This is a genomic window from Candidatus Omnitrophota bacterium (genome assembly GCA_026387175.1).
GTDB lineage: Bacteria > Omnitrophota > Gorgyraeia > 2-01-FULL-45-10 > 2-01-FULL-45-10 > CAIMPC01.
In genome coordinates this window covers 126,299-146,939 of sequence record JAPLME010000012.1, presented here as the reverse complement: position 1 = coordinate 146,939, position 20,641 = coordinate 126,299, and the positions used below count along the sequence as shown (strand labels likewise).

General features: G+C 45.2%; 1 protein-coding gene (only partly in view). It reads right to left on the bottom strand.

Annotated elements, in window-relative coordinates:
* Nucleotides 1–9: 9 nt before the first annotated feature.
* Nucleotides 10–20,641, bottom strand: partial view of a peptidoglycan-binding protein gene (locus NTY76_07860; protein MCX5678998.1) — the 3' portion only. 13,262 nt of this gene lie beyond the right edge of the window; the window shows 20,632 of its 33,894 coding nt (coding positions 13,263–33,894); its start codon lies beyond the right edge, outside the window — the gene reads right to left on this strand; the stop codon is at nt 10–12.

Genomic DNA, 20,641 nt, shown 5'->3' with positions numbered 1-20,641 from the left:
ATAGAAGGATTACGCCGCGGTGCGTATCGCATTTACGGCATTCCTGTAAGTCTCGATCTCTCTGCCGTAGTCTATCGGCAGGGCTTTGGGCAGATATGTGAATATGCGCTTAACGCTGTCATAGGTGACGCCCGGAGGCAGCTGTCCGTCAGCTATCATCTTATCCAGTAGATCTGTAGATGTAGTGACCATCTGCAAGAGCGTCTGATAGTAGTTGATGGAGGCAACAACCTTCACGCCGCCCATGTCTATCTCCTTCATCTCGAGGAGCTTCTCGCCTTTGACTGCAGCCACCGCACCCAGCTCATCTTTAGCGTATGCTATACCCATATTCACCGACTCCACACCCGTTTTAGTCATAATAGCGGTTCTCACGCCTTCGTATGAGAGACCACGCTTATCCACGAACTTGACATTGTTAATATCGCCTTCATAGCCTGACGCCATTAAGAATGCTCGCGCCTCACCTTCGGTTTTTAATATCTCACCGTAGACAAAGCAGTTAATCACACCCATATCTCCGGCCTTCTGCATATTGCCGGCGGCGAACATATTGGAGAGCGCCACCTTCTCGGTTGTAGCCAGCGCATAAGTCTTGTTCGCGAGCGTAGCTTTATCAACGAAAGGCGCGGAATTATAAACAGGAGCTACGGCTTCTTTTCTGACTGCCAGGGCTGTCCCTAACGACTTAATTTGGCCTGCAAGCCTATGTTGCAACTGATCTTTATAATCGGCCCCACGCTGAGCTCGGGCAGCTTCATCAATATCAAATTTGGCTATCTCATCGAGTGTGGCGGCGATATCTTTCAATATGCGCTCAAGCTCTTCTCTGGTCCTTGGGCTTACAAAGATGGCTGAGGCGCTAATTGTAACTTCATTCAATACGCTCTGTAGCTCTTTTAGAGTGCCATTTTCGAGCATGCTCAGATCAAGGAAGATACCATTAACATTGCCACCCACAATACGTGAGTTAAACGCATCAACATTCGGGACGAACTCTATCTTCGCGATTCCTTTAAGCGCCGGAGCTCCTTCAATAGTATCTTTGATAATCTGCATATTTTTAGCATCAGTCGCCTCATTTACTTTCGGCAAGGCGATGATAAATTCCGGAGCGGGAAGCTGCAGTGCAACCGGCGCAGGCGGAAGAAGAAGCATTCTCTGCTCAAGTGCGGCATCATAAGCCGCACTTGCAGCCGCTTTTCGAGCGGCGGTGCTTTCTGCCTCACTTATAGAAATCTTCAATCTGTTTATTACTCTCCGGGCATACTCTGCCACCCAGCTGTTAGCGCCATTGATTGACAAGAACCCTTCGAGCCTTTCTATGGACTCTTTGGTCGGTATATCCGCCAGGACTCTTATGGTAAGATCGGCGACATCCGGCTGCCCTTCACAGTTTTCCGCTGACCTTAACTTAGCTAGCGCCAGATCATACTCCCGATATTCGACAAGAGCTTTCGCTATTTCTATATTTATTGTATGAGACACCGCTATGGTATTCATCGTTCCTAGATACTTAATAAAGAATTCCTTTATCGCTTCTTTCACTTCGGTATTATCGCTATTAAGCGCTATCTTCCTTAGCGCGGCAAGTATTTGAGGCATGGCCCCGGCATCGACTATTATGGCCTTTCTATCTTCGGATATATTTTTTATAATCGCGTTGATCATTTCGGGCGTAAAGGTATTCGCGAATTTGTGGTTACCTGCCATAAACTCGAGATATCGCGCGGAAACGATCCTCTCTCCGTACTTTACCGGCATTTTACTTATAAGTTCTCTTGTAGGTATATCCAGGTGGAGAGCATTTATCAATTTCTCTGCGGTGGCAGGGTTCGCAGGTTCACGAAGCGACTCTTTTAAGCCTATAAGGGCATCTTCATTCACCTGATATACTTTGGCGTCCATACCGTTTTTGATCATGTTATCCGCAGGTAAAACATTCGTACGCATAGGCCTGGACTGGACTATCCATAAACAGCCGGATTGGTCAAGCACCCACTCTATATCCTGCGGCCAGAAACCGTAGAGCTCCTCTATCTGCTCACTCGCTTTCTTCAGGATCGAAATAAGTTTTGGGGTAAGTATATGCTCTCGCTGCTCTTCCGCGGTCACATATGTATCTTCGATAATGCCGTCTTTAAAACGGTACGCCCTGGGAACGCGTGATGTCTCCTGAACAACCCATGTGCCCTGATCTACCGTAAGTGTTTTGTCTACGCTGACCTCGGCTGGCCTTCCCTTCTTATCGACCACGCTGGCGCCCTGTCCATGGCTTGCCATAATCGATATCTTGTTAAAATTAGAAGATACGGGATCGGCAGTATACATGATACCCGCATATTTCGCCTTCACCGGCACCTGAATAATAAGGGCAGGCTCAACATCCCCATCGTCAACACGGTTCGATGCACGCGTATTAAACGCTATCTCATTCCATTTCGAGGCAAAGACTAACTTAATCGCTCGAAGTATGCCCTCATCCGAGTTAGTATCCATCTGTTCATCTGACGGATAAGAATCATAATGACCCGCCATAGAATTCTCCGGCAGATCTTCGAAATTGAACGAAGAACGAACATAGAAACTTACTCTGCCATATTTATCGCGCATCTTATTTATTTCGGTAAATAATACTTCTTCGATCTCTTTGGGGAATGAACCGTTCATTATAACTTTCTTTATTTCCGCCAACGTCTCTCTTACTTTATCAGGCGGCGTTACAATCTTTCCTGACTTTACCTCTATTTTCTGCCTCAGGGCGGTTATCTTTTCATCGAGCCCGTTATATTTACTGAATTTGTCCCAGAAAGCGACTGTGGGCGCGATACCCTCCGGTATATTCACGCCATTGCTTATCATCTCTCCAAGGTTAGCCGTTTTAGAGCCCACATAGCTGACAAAGTTACGATCCACTTCATCAAGTCTATAGATAAGCTTCTTTCCCACTTTGGCTTTTGGAACGGTTATATGCACCTTCTCCTTGACCGCAGGCTCGCCTGTTTCTCCTTGGAATGCTTTCCTGAAGTGGGCGCCTCCGTCAGAATCGACACGCAGCATGCCTGTCGAAAGCTCAAAATCACGCAAGAGCTCAACTGCATTAGGAACGACCGCAAGAGGTATGCCCTGGACTTTGGCGCTATCGATAGCATGCCTGTTTCCGGCGATGCTTATGATACAGCCCACGCCGGGTATATCGGAGCGGAAAGGCAAATACGGTATAACCCATATCTCGTCGCCCTTGGCATTCTTGAACTCTTTCTCTATTTTATCTATATCGGCCACCACCCTGACCCTGCCGACAACCTTGCCTGTTTCCAGGCCCTCTTGATTGGATATGCCCTGGTTAAGCATATACTTATTGAAGATGCTGTTTATGCCTCCCGCCAGCGCAAGGAAAAGCTTTACTTCCTTCTTTTCCAGTAACTCCTTCGACATTTGATCGCTATTTAAAGCAAGTTCTCTGAGGTCATAGGTCAGAATACCCCATTCGTGTATAGCACTGTCGAAATCATGCTTAATGATGGCCTCTTTGAATTTAGCCGCGGTCTCGTAGTTCATGGCCGCGGGCGCGAAGGCCGGCATACTGTCTCTTACCTTCTTCATAAGTTTAATAATCTCGTTGCAAGTATGTATATTTATAAAATACACCCTGCTTATTTCTACATCATATCTATAGATGGCCTTCAGGTCCTTCTTTACTATTGATGTTTCGCGAAGGCGAGCCATGATCTCATGGACTTTTTTCGAATTTATATCGCCGAACGGCAGCTTCCTGCTCTTCTGCCATGCATCATATCGCACACTCGCCAGCAGTATCTGATTCTTCAGGACATCAATAATGAGCTTCATATCGATATCGGTGAAGAATGCCCTTGTTATATAAACCGCCTGTTCGCTGCCATCGTGGGTTCCGGACCATGCGAAATCATACTGATCACCGATAACCGTCAGGATATGCGGGTATTTAGAATATTTTGCGGCGGCATCGGCCTCAAGCAGGTAGAAAGAGAGGTTTCCGAGTAAATCTTTATTGGCGCCCAGGAAATCTTTGAATGTTTTGCTCTTATTAAGCTCGCTGAGCCGGTCTTGCAGGACATGATCTATCGGAGAGGCATTCTTTCCTATATCGACACCCGCTATCTGCAGCTCTCCATTATTATAGGTCACCCTTATATATCTTCCGTTAGTAATATCGACCAGTATCCTACTCTTAGTATGCCGATCCCTATATTTATCGTTATGAGTGCCGGTCGTCCCTATATCCGTGATTTCCAGCGGTTTCTCCTCCTCTACCACCGACATCGCCTGGGGAAGAGCTTCAATTGCAGCCGCCTTAGCAGCCATTGCTAACTGAGTATTTATGACGAGCATTCCGTCTTCTACTGTGATCGGCAGATCGAGCTGTGCCGCGATATTTTGCGTAAGCTGATCCGGCGCCGCAAGGGCCGGTGTCATGCTCTTTACATGGTTATATAATAGTTCCGCAAATTCTTTTGTAGTCCGATCTCCGGTCGGTGTAAAGTGTATAATATTTATACTCGGGTTGGCCGCCAATACCCGCTCCATTAAAAGTAAGAATTTCACAAGCGCACCCGGCTTATCAGGATCGTTCTTAGCCAATTCGTTCATGTACCTGAAAATGAATATGGCCTGGCCGGTAAACGCCACCTTCTCTCTTAAAAATCTGCTTAGACGCGCTTTATCTACCGAGCTAAGTGAATTAAGCGCCGGATCCAGATTAAACGACATAGTTGAGCCACGAGGCGCGGAGAAATCTATGACTTTATTTCCCTCTCCGCAGAAACCTTCGTAAAAACGTATAGCGTCCCAATTATCCATAAGATTCGCTATATTGGCAGGGCTGGAGAGATAGACCGCATTAGCGAGATGGCTATCCGATATCAAGCCTTTCTCGACTGAGCCGACATCGAATATATAAAGGAGCGGTGCTAGCTCATAATACTTCGCTTCAGAGACGTTGACGTTGGGCCCTTGGAGATATTCTTTTATATGAGCTGGTAGCACCTCGCCGAAGTGCAGCGTGTTAAAAGTATCGTGCAGATAAATGAGCGCTAGAACAAAACGCGCTTCTTCATCTGTAATAATCCCATCCTTATAGAGCTTTTCTATAACTGGTGCGGCATGCCTATAATGCGCGGCTCTGTCTTCGCCTCTACCCTCTACCTTGCCTATATCATGAAGCGCGATAGCGAGTCTTAACAGGAAGAGCTTTCTAGCGCCATCCGGGCCCTTGACGATATTATTATAATATCTAATGAATGCGTCTACTTTAGCCGGATCCAAGCGCTCAACCGAAGGCTTACCTGTTGCATCGGTGCGGGCATCCTTTTTCGAAATTACAGCTTCCATGGCCCTGGCTTCTCCCTGAACAGTATCAGCCATATTTACAGCTATATTCAATTCCTCTTCAAATGTGACTAGACCGTAGACATGATCAAATATGGTCTGGCCCTGCCTTGTTGAAAACTTTTTAAGCTCCGGAAGCTCCGAACCATCCATTGCGCACAACGCCGCCCATATCTCTTCGGCGGTCATCGATTGATTGATCGCAGTAAGGCCTATTACGTATCCTCGTATATCGCCTGTTATGGCAGCAGCGCCCTGAACTTGGGCTTTTTCCAGGATCTTATAGAATTGCTGGTCATCTAAGTCATTATCTGCTTTGAGGGTCTCGAGGATTTTAGTCTGAATATCTTGCGGGAATATCAGGAAGAGCTCGATTTCGAGCGTAGTAACAGTTATCTCTTCCTCGATAGGTCCTGCTCTGGTCGGAATCGCGGCAAGTTTTGCGTGCAATAATTCGTGAATGAATTCCATGAATAGAAGTTCGCTATATCTTAGTGCATCTATATCTATAGTTATGACATCCGGACCTTCCGTAAAGTGCATTAGCCGGTCATTATCCTGAACTATTCTTATGGCCTTACCTTCTAATAGTCCTTTTCTTGCGGCTTCATCGCCAAGAAGCTCGGCGACTTTCGCTTCAATGTCCTTATTCGTGATTCTTTTCAATAGCGTTGTCAGGGCCTCCTGCATGCCATTATCTATGCCTTTGTAATCCTGTAGCTTCCCATCAATGACTTTCACGGTAGCTACGTCATATCGGCCTTCGGGAGTGCCGGCGTGCATCACGATTGGCGCTGTCTTAGGAGCTTCTCCTTTTTGCTTTTGAACATTTAGCTCGTTCATTATTTTGACCGTTAATCGTCTGGCTTCCTTTGGAGAAATGCCCAGTCTTCCGGTAATTTCCATTACCTTGGCGTGTGCTTCATCTTTAGCAACTGTGGGATTAGCCCTGACCCAACTCATTAATAACTTTTCCGCGTGATTTGATATAATTTTAGAAGCTTCGGCTCTAAATTGCTTGGCAGCTTCTTCCGACAATTTAAGGTTGCCGATAATTTTATTTTTCTCGGCTTTTATCTCTTTTATGGCAACATTGGGATTTTCTTCAAGCCATTTCGTTAACAATTCTTTTGCGCAGCTTATGAAGGATTCAGCTTTAAAGCGGCTTGCGGTTTTTCCCGAGAAGCCGAACCTCTCTATGCTACCCTCTAACATTGCGTTTATCTCATCTATAGCGACTGCGGGATTAGCCTTGAACCAATTCATCAATAGTTCTTCCGCATGGCTTAATATAATTTTGGAAGCTTCGGCTTTAAATTTTATAGAGGCTTCTTTCGAAAATTTATAATTATCAATAATTTTATCTATCTCAGCGTTTATCTCAACTATAGCGGCTGCGGGGCTTTCTTTAAGCCATTTCTTAAATAATTCTTTTGCGCAGTCCATAATGGACCCAGTCCTGAATTGTACCGTGTCTTCTTTCGAAAGCATGCCTTCACCGATAATTTTATTTACCATGGCGTTTATTTCAGCTATGGTGACTTTGCGTTTTACCCTGAACCACTTCATTAATAATTTTTTTGCGTTATTTAATACGGCTTCGATAGCTGTGGCTTTTGGCTGCGTGGGCCCTTTTCCCAAAGAGACATCCTCCTGCGGAAATTTGAACGTTTTAATAGTTTCATTTACCATAGCGTTTATTTCATCTATGGTGGCTGCGGGATTAGCTTTGAACCAATTCATAAATAGTTCTCCCGCCCGGCTCAATATTATCCTGGAAGCTTCGGCCCTAAAATGTACGACGTCTTTCTCTCTTCCCGAAATTTTATAATCGTCGATAATTTCTCTTACTTTTTTATTTATATCCGCTATGTTAGCCGCGGGATTTTCTTTAATCCATTTAGCCAATATTGTTCTGGCGTGATTCAATACGGCTGCGGCAATCTTGGTTTTAAAATCGTCTATGCTTTTTTTATTTTCTGAAAGCCTAAACTCACCGATGATTTCATCCGCCTTGGCGTTTATTTCATCTAAGGTGGCTGTGGGATTTACTTCAAACCATTCCGCCAACAAACCTTTTGCGTGGTTCAGTATGATGGTATCTGCTTCGGCCTTCAGTTGCGCGGCGGCCTTTTCCGAAAGCTCGAATTTTTTAATGCTATGCTCCATTATCCCGTCTATCTCATCCATTATGGCCGCCGCATCATCATCCTTCTCCTTAAACCATTCCTCTAATATTTTTTTAGCTCTGGTCAACACAGCTTTATTAGCCGCATCTTCCAGCCTAAGCGTGTCATCCAATAAACGTAAATGCTTAGGTTCTTTTTCGATAATATCTATTCTTTTCTGTATCTCCATTTTTATTGGAAGTGTGCCAGCTAAGGCCTTTTCCATCCGCTCTTGAGTTTTCGTATCTTCAGCAGTCTCGGCGCTGAATTTATCGGCATCTTCTTTCGAAAGTTTGAATTCTTTAATAATTTCGTTTTTCTTCTTGATTATCTCCTCATCTTTAGTGACTTTTTTATACTTCTTTTCAAACCACCGTATAAATTCTTCTTTTGCACATTCCAGGTTAAACCAATTTTTAAACGATTCTATTGCCTGGTACGATGTCGTTTTAGAAGCATCGTCCATTCGTTTTTGAGCCTTCTTCTCTTCGATAACTTCGATCCTAAATTTATCGGCGCTCTTTCCTGAAAGTTCGTACTTTTTAATAATTTCATTTTTCTTGGCTCTTATAACATCTTCGTCGGATTTGCGATTCTTTTTAAACCAATCCTTGAATTCCATTTTCGCACGGTCCAATATATCTTTGTCGGCTGTGGCCTTCAACTGTGCCACATCTTCCTCCGAACGAACGCCTTCATCGATAATTTCATCCACCTTAGCGTTTATTTCATCTATGGCGGCTGTCTGATTATCTTTTACCTTAAACCAATCCGTGAATTCTTTTCTGGCGCGGGCCAATACGGCACCGGCGGCTATGCTTCTCAGCAGCTTGGCGTCTTCGCCTGAAAGCTTCAGCTTTTCAATAATATTGTCCGCAATGGTATTTATTTCATATATACCGGCTCCCTGATATTTTTTAGACCAGTTTTTGAACACCTCTATCGCACTGAACAGGCCTTTTCTTTCTGATGTGAATTTCTCCCATACCGCATCGATCCATCGCCCGGCGGCTACGGTGTTCATCGCGTAATTTTCCGCATCGCAAATATTATCGAGTATATTATCCTTCATGTGCTTCTTTGCGGCTTTTTCGTCACCGGTAAAATTTTTATTAAGCCACTCGAGCGCTCTCTCTTCAAAAGTCTCCCGTACCTTACCTTCCTTAAATAAGGACCTCCGGATTTGGCTCCCTATGCCTAACATATAACCGGCTGTTCCAAGAATAACCGCGCCGCCCAGTATGATATTGAAGAAGAAGGCGAAGTACCAGGGCAAACGCAGGAGACTTCCGAACGCCGGCAGAAATACTCCGGCAGATCCGTCACCCGTCTGCATCATGCCTCCCATGACAAGATTATCGGTGATATGTATAGGCCCGATGCCGGGTAAGCCTAAAATAGTCAATAAGATACCGGCCCCTATAACCACGAAACCTAAGGTGATCGCCAGACGCTTTGTAACTCCAGAAACCCAATGCGGAGGGTTATTCTCCTTATCCGCATTAATCCGTTCGCCGAAAGGTATGCCGGCGAAGAACGCTACGCCGGGACCAAAGATGAAGGACGCTATAAATATAGTCGATGCCCTGAGGATCAGATCAAGCGGTATGATATTCGCTATAACACCCGGCCATACATTTATCAATATATTTAAAAGCACAAATATCGTGCCAATAGCGAAAGAACCCCATTTTCTTCTTATCTGTTGATCTTCAGTACCATCTTTTCTGTAATCACCAACAAGACTAGGCACAATGGAAGAGGATGTTACGAATAGCGCGCTTATGATTCCCACGACTAGAGGCGTAAGATGGATCATAGCTCCAAGACCGGTGGTAGATGCCGTTAGTAGCAAGATACCCAGCCCTACCGTGATGGCCCATCTGAATTCTATAATGTAGGTTAACAGATTGGGATTTGCTCTCAACTCCACAAATGACGGCCACGTTCCGCTTGTCGAACCTCCGCTTAGCTGATCCTTAACCTCCGTATATGACTTTTTGAACCCTAAATATAGACTGGACGGTTTGGACACCAATTTCATAAGATATATCGAGGTGGACTTGACGAGCTCGAGCATCCCGACAGGAATGTCATGGAAAATGAACGATACAGATATAGTGACGACTTTTTGCCCAATGCTTAAGTCTTTATATTTTTTATATTCATCCTCGGAGCCTTCTTTCTTAAATATCTTTATAGGCGGCTCAACTATCCCTGATATATAATTTGAGAGCGGACCTGTGAATTTTGGATGCACTAGTAGGGTCATTATGATTAAAAATATGACTTCTCCTAGGAACGGAAGCTCCATTTCCAAAACACCCGGACTCATCATTGCGTAGAAAGTCAAAAGGAGTTGAAACGCCCATATGGGCTCGCTGAACATTCCTCTGGTAACAAGCCCTTCCGAGACATGCCCTCTCAAGGGAAGTTTCGGAAGGCTTGTCCTTGCCATAAGGTCTACTTTTTCCTGCTTAGAAGTTTCCGATAGTTTCCGCAGAATATTAAATAATGATAAAGATAATAGAGCCGGCATTATAAGAAAGACGGCGTAAAATATATTGAAAGTTGCAAAAGAGAGCACAACGCCGCCAAATAGACCTGCCATAATAATGCCCGCAGCCCATACTCCCCGGGAGAGCCTCGTCCTTGAAGAGGCGAGCCATATTATGCCGGAGTGAAAGGCGACGAAATTTCTTATATCAAAAGTGGGAAGCCATTTCGTCTTCTCTCTCAATAAATCGAGCAGGGGATTATTCGGGGTATTTTCATATATTATAGCCTCAGGTACATATCCGACCCTTCCGAAGAACCCATGATAAGCGTCTTCGCTCTGTAGCCATGATGGAGCCAATGGGTACATCTTCTGAAAAGGACGGGTGCCGTTAACCTCTATTTCGTAATATGCTTTTATCCTGAAATAATATTTCCCGAAAGACCGGATGCCGCCTTCGGAAAAAGTAGCGCCCGACTGCGAGAAATTCCCCAGGGCATTCTGTGGGACGTTCTTCATGACGTAACTGTACATAGTATCGGGAGCATTGTAGAATTCTATCCTCGGCTGCCATACCATAAATCTGTCATCCATGGTATTGATCATCCTGAGCACGGTCTCAGGTGTGGTATAATTGTCGGCATCGAGTATGCAGCCATTTTCGAGTTCTAATCCTGGTTTGTTGCCGCCTTTTCTAATATCGAAGAGTTTTATTAAACCATCCCTGGTTCCCATTATTCCATATCTACCATATTCATCTTGCCCGAGATGCGGTATGTCATATGGAGAGGTAGACTTCTCTTTCATTAAAATGTCGTCATCCGTAAGAGGCTTATCCGTGTCCAGTCCGAAAATAAAATCCCTTGTCTGCTCATCGTCCTCTTCCTTCGCCAGGTTGAACCATCGAAGCACCTTATACATATTATGAGGTTTAGCCACGCCTCCCATCGAGAAGACATAGAATCTATTCTTTACATCCTCCGAGATATTCGGGTTCCGGAAGACCTTTTTGTTGAGTTTCTCATAATAATGCCTCAGAAGCGCCGGATCTCCTTTAGGATTTGCGGCGCCGGCGCGGTCATCTGTTGCTTGAAGTATAGTAATAGTTATGACTTTATCGGAATTTACTCCTTCAAGAAGTGCCACATTTTTATCTATAACATTATCAAGCTGCTCATCATTCCCGGGCCTCAGCGGCACTATTACCGCGAAAGTTCCCTTGTCCTCCATAGCAGCATCTGTTATCTTGTCTTCCAGCTTTACTTTTGCGCCAAAAATCCACATTCCAAACTTAATGAGGTAAATGTCTATTATTATCTTCACCAGATAGTATATGCTGGCCAGCCATACCGCCGTAAACGCAATATTTATATCGTTCAGGTTCACTGTGCTGAATATCAGGAACGTCAAAAATAGCGTAGCGAGCCTGAGTCCTGTATGGAAAAGAAGATGCCTTGTAAGGATTAGCTTGCGCTCATACCCTGCCTTAAATTCTTTGGGGATCGTACCATCGGATCCCTTTTGTGGTTTTGCCAGACCCACCCATGGCGGAGACTTCGACCACTTAATATATGTGATCCCCAGGCCGCCTAACACCGCTATGGACGCAAGAGCGAATGCGCACACAAATGCGGGCGCGGAGAAATATATCAGAGGAGTCAGCGCAACCGATATGGCGACGGCCGTTTTAAGTTTAGCCTTGTCGGAAAACTTTATTTTGTCCATATCCACCTCAGGAACCTCTTCCTCTCCTTCCGGCAGAAGCTTGTTCGAAAGTTTTCTATAGACAAGCCCGTACGCGGCCACTAGCATGAGAACCATGGCGCCGATTATCATTCTTCCTGAGTTTGTGTCCTGTGACAGATAGGAGAAAGCGCGTTCCTTCCATCTAGCCATCCTGGATGAAGTTTGCTGTAAAACCTCTTTGGGTATTATATTGCTTAATAGCACGTCCTCCTTCATCTTCATCATGGCGGTTATCGGCCTCTCCACACCGAGAAGGGTCCTATCGCTATAACCGAGAATATCGACGAGGCCTATACGCTCATCGGGGTAGGTGTTATTATCCAGCCATGCCATGAGGTCTATATCTGTTATCTTCCCGAGCAGGTCATAGGTGAGCCGCGGCGCTTTAGTCGAATCCGAAATGGCCTTGGTCTCATTCTCCGATATCGCCAATTCGAGCTCTTTCCGTTTTCTTGCGACATCTTCGACCAGTAATTTTATAACGGCGGAATTCGTCTTTCTCGCCGTCATCGCATCCGCTATCTTATTGATGATGAGATCGTCGGGCTTAACCGTTCCTTTAGGCAGTTTAGGCAATTCGCGTTTCAGGATATTTATTAAAACATTTTTATCCGCCTTCTTCTCTTCCTGAAGCTCACTTAAACCGAGCCTGAACCATGTATCCACCACATACAATGCATCTTTGGTCTTTATCTCTATTCCTTTAGACTTGGCTAATGCAATAACTTTATTAGTAATATCCGCCCAATCTTCTATGTCTTTTTCTATTAACCCGCCGCCTAAAGCATCCGCGGATATGATACGCGCCTCGTCGTAAGTTAATTCTATATTTAGCTTGTCTTTGAATAAACTCTTTATCTTATTGGACATCTCAAAGACTTTTTTGAGATTTTCCACATCGATATCGAGTTGGCCTTGCGGAGTCCATTCGGGTGTAAGCTTTATCTTTTCCTTAAGACCTCTTATGCGCTTATCATATCCTTCAGTGCTATTGCCGGCATTTTTGGCGTTATCTCTTGCCCCTTCGGTTTCCTTTAGTTTCCTGCCCAGATATTCAATCTTCGTATTCCTGATATCATTTCTAATATTTTCGAAATTTACGGAATCGAGAAACGCCAGCTTTCTTCCAGTTACTTCCGCTATCGCGGCTACAGTATAAGTGTCTTCTCTGTCTAATTCTGTCTTATCATAGACCGTTTTATAAATTTCCCCTATCTTGGCAGGAGCGACTACGTAAACAAGGATAGCCTCATCCTCGCCATAACCCAGCTCCGCCATCTTCTTTACAAGGTATATGGCGTCTCCGTCGCTTATCTTATAACTTTCTTTCTCTGGTGTCTTCTCCTCGGCTTTCCTCTGCAGCCTGGCAATGGCTTCCGCTCTTCTGGCCGGATCCAATAGAATGTCGGTATTCCCTTTCTCCCTATTCTTCTTTTCATCCTTTAGTTCATACCGATAGTGCCTTAATGTCTCTTCCTTTAAGTTCAGCCTTTCATGATTATCTTCTATCCTGTAGTATCGGTCTGTTTTGTCGGTGATAAATCTCATGAGTTTATCGCCAACAAATTCTCTCATATCTTTCCAAGGTTCCTCTAGTCCGGCCAGGATATCTGCATTCATATCCTTTTCATAAACAGGTCCTGCCATGAGAACAGCGAATGATTTATATATACTGCCAAGCTCTTCGGTGAATTCGCCTAACTTAGCCTGACGGAGCCTTGTCTCGGGCAATTCCGTATTATCATCACGCAATTTTTCGGGCAAGAGACCCATGACTTTTAAAGTATCCGATCTTTCAGCCGCGGATGGCAACTCACCAAAGTCACCCTTCCATTTTCTCATAAGCTGAGCGAGCGGTTCATAAGGCCCTGCGTACATAAATGCGTAATCCTGTTTAAAAGTGCTTTGGAACCTGAGGTGCGCGCGTTTTTGCTCCCACATATCGAGCGGCTTATCACCATCACCGCGCAACTGATAAAGAACAGGGAATATATTCTCCCATCCGATAAACTTTTTATTACTTGTGGCAGTGTATTCTTCCATCTGGATGAATTCGATATCTTTAAATATCTCGTCCATCTTTTTCTGGTCCCAGCCTTTGCGATGCATATAGGTAATAAATCCGGACCGCTGGCCTCTAGTGGCAAATTGATACGCTCCCATTGCCTCTTCCCCGAACTTTTTAACTAATGAATTTAACAGTTCTTTTTCTTTCCTGATGAATACAGACGCATATTTTATGAATTTACCCATGTCTATTCTGCTATAGTTATCCGTTGCACGGAAAGTAAGCAGCTGGCCTATCTCGCCTTGCTGCAATCTTTCATTTTCATTATTGGCCATATACACGGCCTGGAAATATAACCTGTTTTTGACTTCCTGGAAATATGTTTCCTTACTCTTATCGTCTTCTATCGTATAGCCTTTTAAGACCATATATTTTGTGCCAAGATAAACCGCCGATTCAAAATTTATCTCTTCATTCCTAAGCATCTCAATGTGTTTAAGCAGTGCCTTTCTTTCGCTATCTGTCTCCCAACTTTCGCGCTTACCCTTCAAATCTTCTAAGAGATCTTTTCCTGCCATCGGATAGACCGTATCTCGAGCATAAGCGATATTCTTAAACAGTATGTCCAGAGTAAGCTCTTTTCCTGTCTTGTCTTTATATATGTCTCCGTATTCTTTAAATACTTTCCTGGTGTATACGGAAAGATAAGGAAGGTGCTCATCAAATAACTTTACGTCGTTTGAATTCGCTGCCTTGAAAATCTCTTTTCTGTAATCCAGCTCTTCTATCAGTTTTTCTTTCGAATCTATGCCTGTAGTAGTAAGGTCTCTCGCCATCGGAGTAAGCATACCGCTTCTCTCAAGCCGAGAGGATTTTGTATAAAATCCTGTCGATCCTTTTTTTCTATCGTCTATATGAAGCATGTAACTCTCTAGAATATCTTTATTCTTTAGAATAACCTCGAACAGGGTTTTGACATAATTATTTTCTTTTATTATGTTGCCTTTTGCGTCAAAGAAACCCGACCATTTCTGCGGATATTCTACAAGGTCTCTGGCTATGGCCATGATATATCCGGTCTTTTCATATTCAGTGCCGGGCACCTCGATCTTTTCGGAAACGAGGCCTTTGGCAATGTTAGGTAGTATCACATTGAATAAAGTTTTGACCTTCTCTTGATCGACTATATTGCCGTCAGGATCGAAGAAGCTCTTCCAAGCGTTTGGCCTCAGGACCAGGTCTCTGGCTATGGCCATTCTCACACCTTCTTTATCGGATTTTTTCGCGTAGCCTGCGTTTTTGAGATAACCCAGGCTATCGAGGACAAAGATATTGGTAAAGGATTTAACCAGCTTATCCACATTGCCGGGATTTATAATACGGCCCTCTAAGTCAAAAAACGCGCTCCATGCATCGGCATCGGTCTGAAGGGCGATATCCCTTGCGATCGCTATCTTCATTCCGTTTCTCTCGGAAGGTGCCGCATACCCGTAAGCTTTTAGCGTAGGGTCAAGAGCCGAAAGATTGCCGAAGATACTAAACAGCTTCTTAACCTTCGCCTCATCTTTGACAGTGCCATCTTTATTGAAGAAATCTTTGTAGACCCTATGATTTGTAACCAGATCTATCACTATGGCGATCTTCTGCCCCTCTTTCTCGGATTTTGTCCCGATCAGGTATTTATCTATAGCGGATAGATTGGATAATCTGCGGAACATCATATCCATATCTTCGGGGGCGAGGTTCCTGTCCAGCACAAAACGTGCCCACGAGATGGCCCTGCCGAGCGCTAGCGATTCTTTTGCCTCTTTAAGGGTTTTACTGTATTCATTCTTATAAAATTCCAGCTTCTCTTTGTCGGATTCCGTGCTCACTAACCCGGAAAGCATCTTCAGCTTGGCGCCTTCTGGTGTACTCGCTATCTCTTTGGCCGTCACTTCGCCGTAGAACTTGTTCACAGCTGGCGATACAGCGGCGACCGTATCGACCACCGACGGCATCTTTCCTTCCCAGCCGTTTACTTTAATAAGGCTCGCTATGAGGCTTAGGATACCCTTGTCTTTCATGTCGCCGAAGAGGTAAAGGCCCTTTTTCTGGAGAAGCGTCGCGAACTCCTTCGCGCGGTTCGACATCACGGTTATCTCGTCCAAAGTGAACTTGGCCCATTCGGACTCGTCAAACTTCGCTACAAATTCATCGTGCCATTTTATATATTGCTCGTAATCGGCGGCGGTTAAGGTCCCGCCTTTGGCCATCCTGTCATACATATTTAAGAATTTGATATCTTCAGGGGCCTCTTTCTTCACTAGCGTATCTCTGGCCGCGCCCTGGCCTTTCCCTTCGCAACTGTATCCCGGCGACAGAAGAAGGGTCGCCCGCCTTGCGTAGTAGCTTACCAGCCCGAGCTTTTTGTAACTTAAGGTTTCATCTCTATCCACGAACGCGAATTGGGTGCCGACAAATTCGGGTAACGTTTCGATTGTCTTGACTTTGGGCAGGATGGTCCGGGCGAAATATATGAAGTTGCCTATATATGCCGACATTTCATCTTTTGTCATGTTATGCGCTTTTCTATATCTATCAAAGACTACTCTGAGAAGATCCTGAACGCGTTCAAGCTCCTGGGCCCGGGTCTTCGGCATTCCCATAAGCACGGCTATCTCGGCCATTTTCTCCCTGGATATATATCCGGCTTCTTTTAAATTGGCTGCGTTGACTTCGATCGAAGCACTCTTCTCCATCGTCTTTACGAGAGCTGCGGCCAGATCGTCTTCCGGCGTAATGCCTTTCGATAATCTATTTAAAGCTTTATCGACCCATTTGATCCCCCTTGAAGCCACTCGTCTGGCCTGTTCCGCCATAGCTATCTGCGCGCCGAGATCCGCAAAATCATTGCTGAGTTCCTCAGTACGCACTATATCTTTCCTAACCTCTTCCACGCCGGTCTCTTCTATCCTGCCGCCTACTTTTTCCACAATATCTTTTAACTGCGCGTCTATTGTACGGAGTTCCGCAAGCTGCGCAAAGTATTCCTTCTGGGCCTCCAGAAGATCGTATTCTCTCTCGCGTAATTTGTCCGTGGGAATAGTGGTGTTGAGGTAGTTCTTTCTTTCCTCCACCACCATACGCGCTCTCTCTTTGTAAACACCTTCTGCCAACTTTATCGATGCAATAAGATTGGCGCGTCTCGATATAGAGTCATCTATCTTACGCCTTAATTCAAAAAGGTTCTTTCTAAGCTCTTCCTTTACTTCCTTTACCCTGATCTTTTCCGCGTTATTTTCCCAATAGCTCGGGTTCAACCTGACATTTAAAACTAAATTCAGCCCTGGCGTTAATTTTTCGCTGTTTACGAGCGAAATTGAAAGCTCCGTCCACCAATTGTCGCGCAATACGGCCCTTGCGGAGACTTCTTCTTTATCTATTCTAAGTTTGAGCGCTTTTATATCGGGGTGGCCGGCCTCTATTTTGGGCCAGATAGCATCAAAATCTACCTTCTCCAATCCTACGGATCTGCCGGACTCATCCTTAAAATCTATATCGCCTACGCTCTGCAGCATATTCATCATCTTTATCTTGAGATCATTGATCTGAGCCGTCGTATCTCTCAGCGTCTTTTCCGTATCCGCGATAAGGACATCATATCTATTGACTGCTTCGCCGCCGGATTCTGGATATATCCTGGTATGCGCTTCCATGCGCGATCTTTGCTCTCTCATCTTCTTAAGTATAGATTTCAGGGATTCCGCTTTCACAAGCGCGACTCTGTAGGCTCCGTATGCGCCGTCTATATCTAATCTCGTGTTAAGCTTTTCCTTTTCGCTATCCAATTGTTTTATCATATCTTCGAGCCTGGCCTCTTTAATGGCGGGGTTGGTGAGCTCAAACCATCTTGAAGGGTCGGTATAAGCCGTAAGGCCATAGCGGAAAGTGTCGTTTCCGGCGCCCGGCGCATAAGGGGCTCCAAGGAAGAGGTACGGTAGACGGGCCGTCAATTTTTTCTTCGTCAGCTCCAGTTCGCTCTTCTCTTTTTCGGTGGTAGCGATTTTGACCGGGACAGCATTCTTTTCCGCCAGCTCTTTAAACTTTTCCCATGTGATCGAGATCTTGTCGCCTCTGCGTTTTTGGCTCAATGCCTCTCTCGCAAAATCTTTTAGCTTAGTCACAGAAGGCGACTCCATCAAAACATCGTCTGTTCTTCTGAGAGAGTTGTCCAGTGCCGTAAGGATCTTCTTCGATCGTTCTTTTACGAGCCCTGCTTTCTTTAAAACTCCTTTTGCATTTTCCAGCGCCATCCTGGATCTGGCAAGGTCCATCTCTATACGAAGAACGATATCTTCTCGCGAGCCTTTTCCTTTTAACCTGTCTAATTCTTTGGTGATCTTCGCTATCATCTCCTCCGCCCCTTTAACATTCGCCTTGGCGGTTGTAAGATCATTATCGGTTTTCAGATCATCATTTATCCACCCTATTATTACACTCGCTGCTTTCTCCTGCTCCAACTGCTGGTCTTTTTTCACTTGTTTGACATTGATCTTTTTAGCGGCCCACCTGCTTGTAAACCATATGGGGAAAGGCAACTGCAAGCCTATCCACCAGCTCTTATTCTTTATATTATTTTCTCCAGTTATAGAAAGATCATATGGCTCTCCCTTATCGGCTATATCGACCACCCGATCTATCGACTCCAATGTCTTTATGAGCTTATCGACTTCCGCGGTAAGATCCACGCCGTATTTAAGCGAACTCTTTCTCACGGAATATTTAAATTGTATTTCTTTGAGCCTTCGTTCAAGATCGGCAACATCGTTCTTCGCCTGAAGTTCGTTATTATGAACGTCGAAATCTTTTCCGGCGGCATCTATCCTTACTTTCTGATCCTTATCCTGGCGATCGCGAAGCTCTCTTAATCTTACCGCCAGATCCAGCCTTTTCTTGGCTTCCCGCAGTTCGAATTTTAGCAATTCTTCATCGATCTGAGCCCTCTCAGCCTCTATCATCTGATCGCTCTTTGCCGCCCTTACATACGCATTGAACATTTCTTGGAGGCTGCCTCTGTAAGCAATTCTCGCTTTGAATGCGGGATCGGCTACTCGTATAACGGCGCCCATTGAAAGCGTGCCGGACGTAGTGGCAGCGCTCGGCTCCGAAGGAGCGGCTCCTGTGGAAGGGTTGCTTCCTGCAGAAGGAGCGGCTCCTGTAGAAGAAACGGCTGTTGACGGCCACGGCTGAATTATCGGCGCGCCGCCTCCTCCTCCGATAGGCGCCTGTCCTGTGGAAAGAGTCTGCTGCGCAACAGCTTGTTCTCTTGTATATGTATAGCCGGCGCTCAATGTCTGAACGCGTTCTTTTAAAGACTTGTTCTTCATAATCTCTTCCGAAACTATTCTCTTCTGTATCTTTTCGAAGATCTCCGCTTCCTCTACTACCCATCTGTTCGTGGCCTCGCGATAGAACGATCTATCCGCTAAAAGGTTATTGACGTTTTCGTCTATCTTCCGAAGTGTGCTCTCGGGAGTCTTTAATGCCTTTAGATATAATATCGATTCGTTGGCTCTGCGCCGCATCAACTCTTTAGCGGCGACGAGCATATTCTCCTCCGAGAGATTGCGGGGTATGTCATTTGATTCGATGCCCAGTTCCGCCAGCATGCTGCGAACATTTTTTATCAAAGCCTTGAATTGTTTTACCAGCACCTCGGCTCTTATCGCTTCCAATTCTTTCTTTAGATAATCATCCTGTGAAATAATATTATTTTTAGCTTTTACTTTATCTTCTTCCGCCTTTTCTCTCGCGTTCTTAGCTATCTTTACGAGCCGCGCTAATGTGTCGTTATACAGTTTCAAACCATGCATCAGTTCGGCACTTTCCAAGTACATGTTTCTCAATTCCTGAATATATTTGCCTTCCGCCAGCCTCTCCTCTAATTGGCGGAGCTGGAGATCTACATCTTTACCGAGAGTGATCTCAAATCCGACTCCGAAATTGGCGCTCGTTACAGCGCCTAAATTGAGCGTCGCGCGGGCATTTAACTTTACTGCTGTATTACGCTGCTCCATAGCGAAAAGGGTATTCAATGTCTGGTCCTTAATACCCAAGACTTTAAGTAATATACGGGGTTGCCTGTTCCTGTCTTCCAATTTTTCCAGTTCCCTGGCAAATTCTTTATCCGGCGAAACTGAAGTATCTATCTCCACTCCTTCTCTAACGTCATAGCCTGCTAATGACTTTACCAGCTCTCTCGCGTTTCTCGATGCCTGCTGCGCTTTCAGATACCTGACGTTCGCTTCGTTCTGTTTCGCTTTTAAATTCTCCAGCTCGCCCTTCGTAAGTTCCCCTTTTTCAAACTGCGCAAGCGCCGTCTTTAGCGCTTCTAAGCTTGTTTTATATGAGACCTGGGCGGCGTCAAGCTCCTTTTCCGCTATCTGGCAAAGGCCGAACGCCCTGGTCAATCCGAAGAGAAGCTGCCTCTTGAACAAGGCTTCTTCCTGCTTCGCCCGCTCAGTTTTCATTTCGGCGCTCTCTACTATAGTCTCTCGTCCAGGGTATTTCAGCCAATGACTTACAGTCACTCCTACAAATGCGGCCCCCGGGAAACCAATGCCCGCAAAACCGATGACTTCCGGCCAATATAACCGCGATGTGCGCTTCGCGAGAAGTTCCTGCCTTGTTATCCTGAGCCTCTTCATCTCGGCATCAGCTGATGCAGTGCTATTTTCAGAAGCATCCCTGAACGATACCCTACGCTGCGGACCGGTCGGGACCAATGCCCCGGCAGGAATTGTTTCCCTGTCAAGCTCTTTAAGATTACCGCTAATCTGCGCAGAGGCTCTTACCTTAACCTCTTTTAGT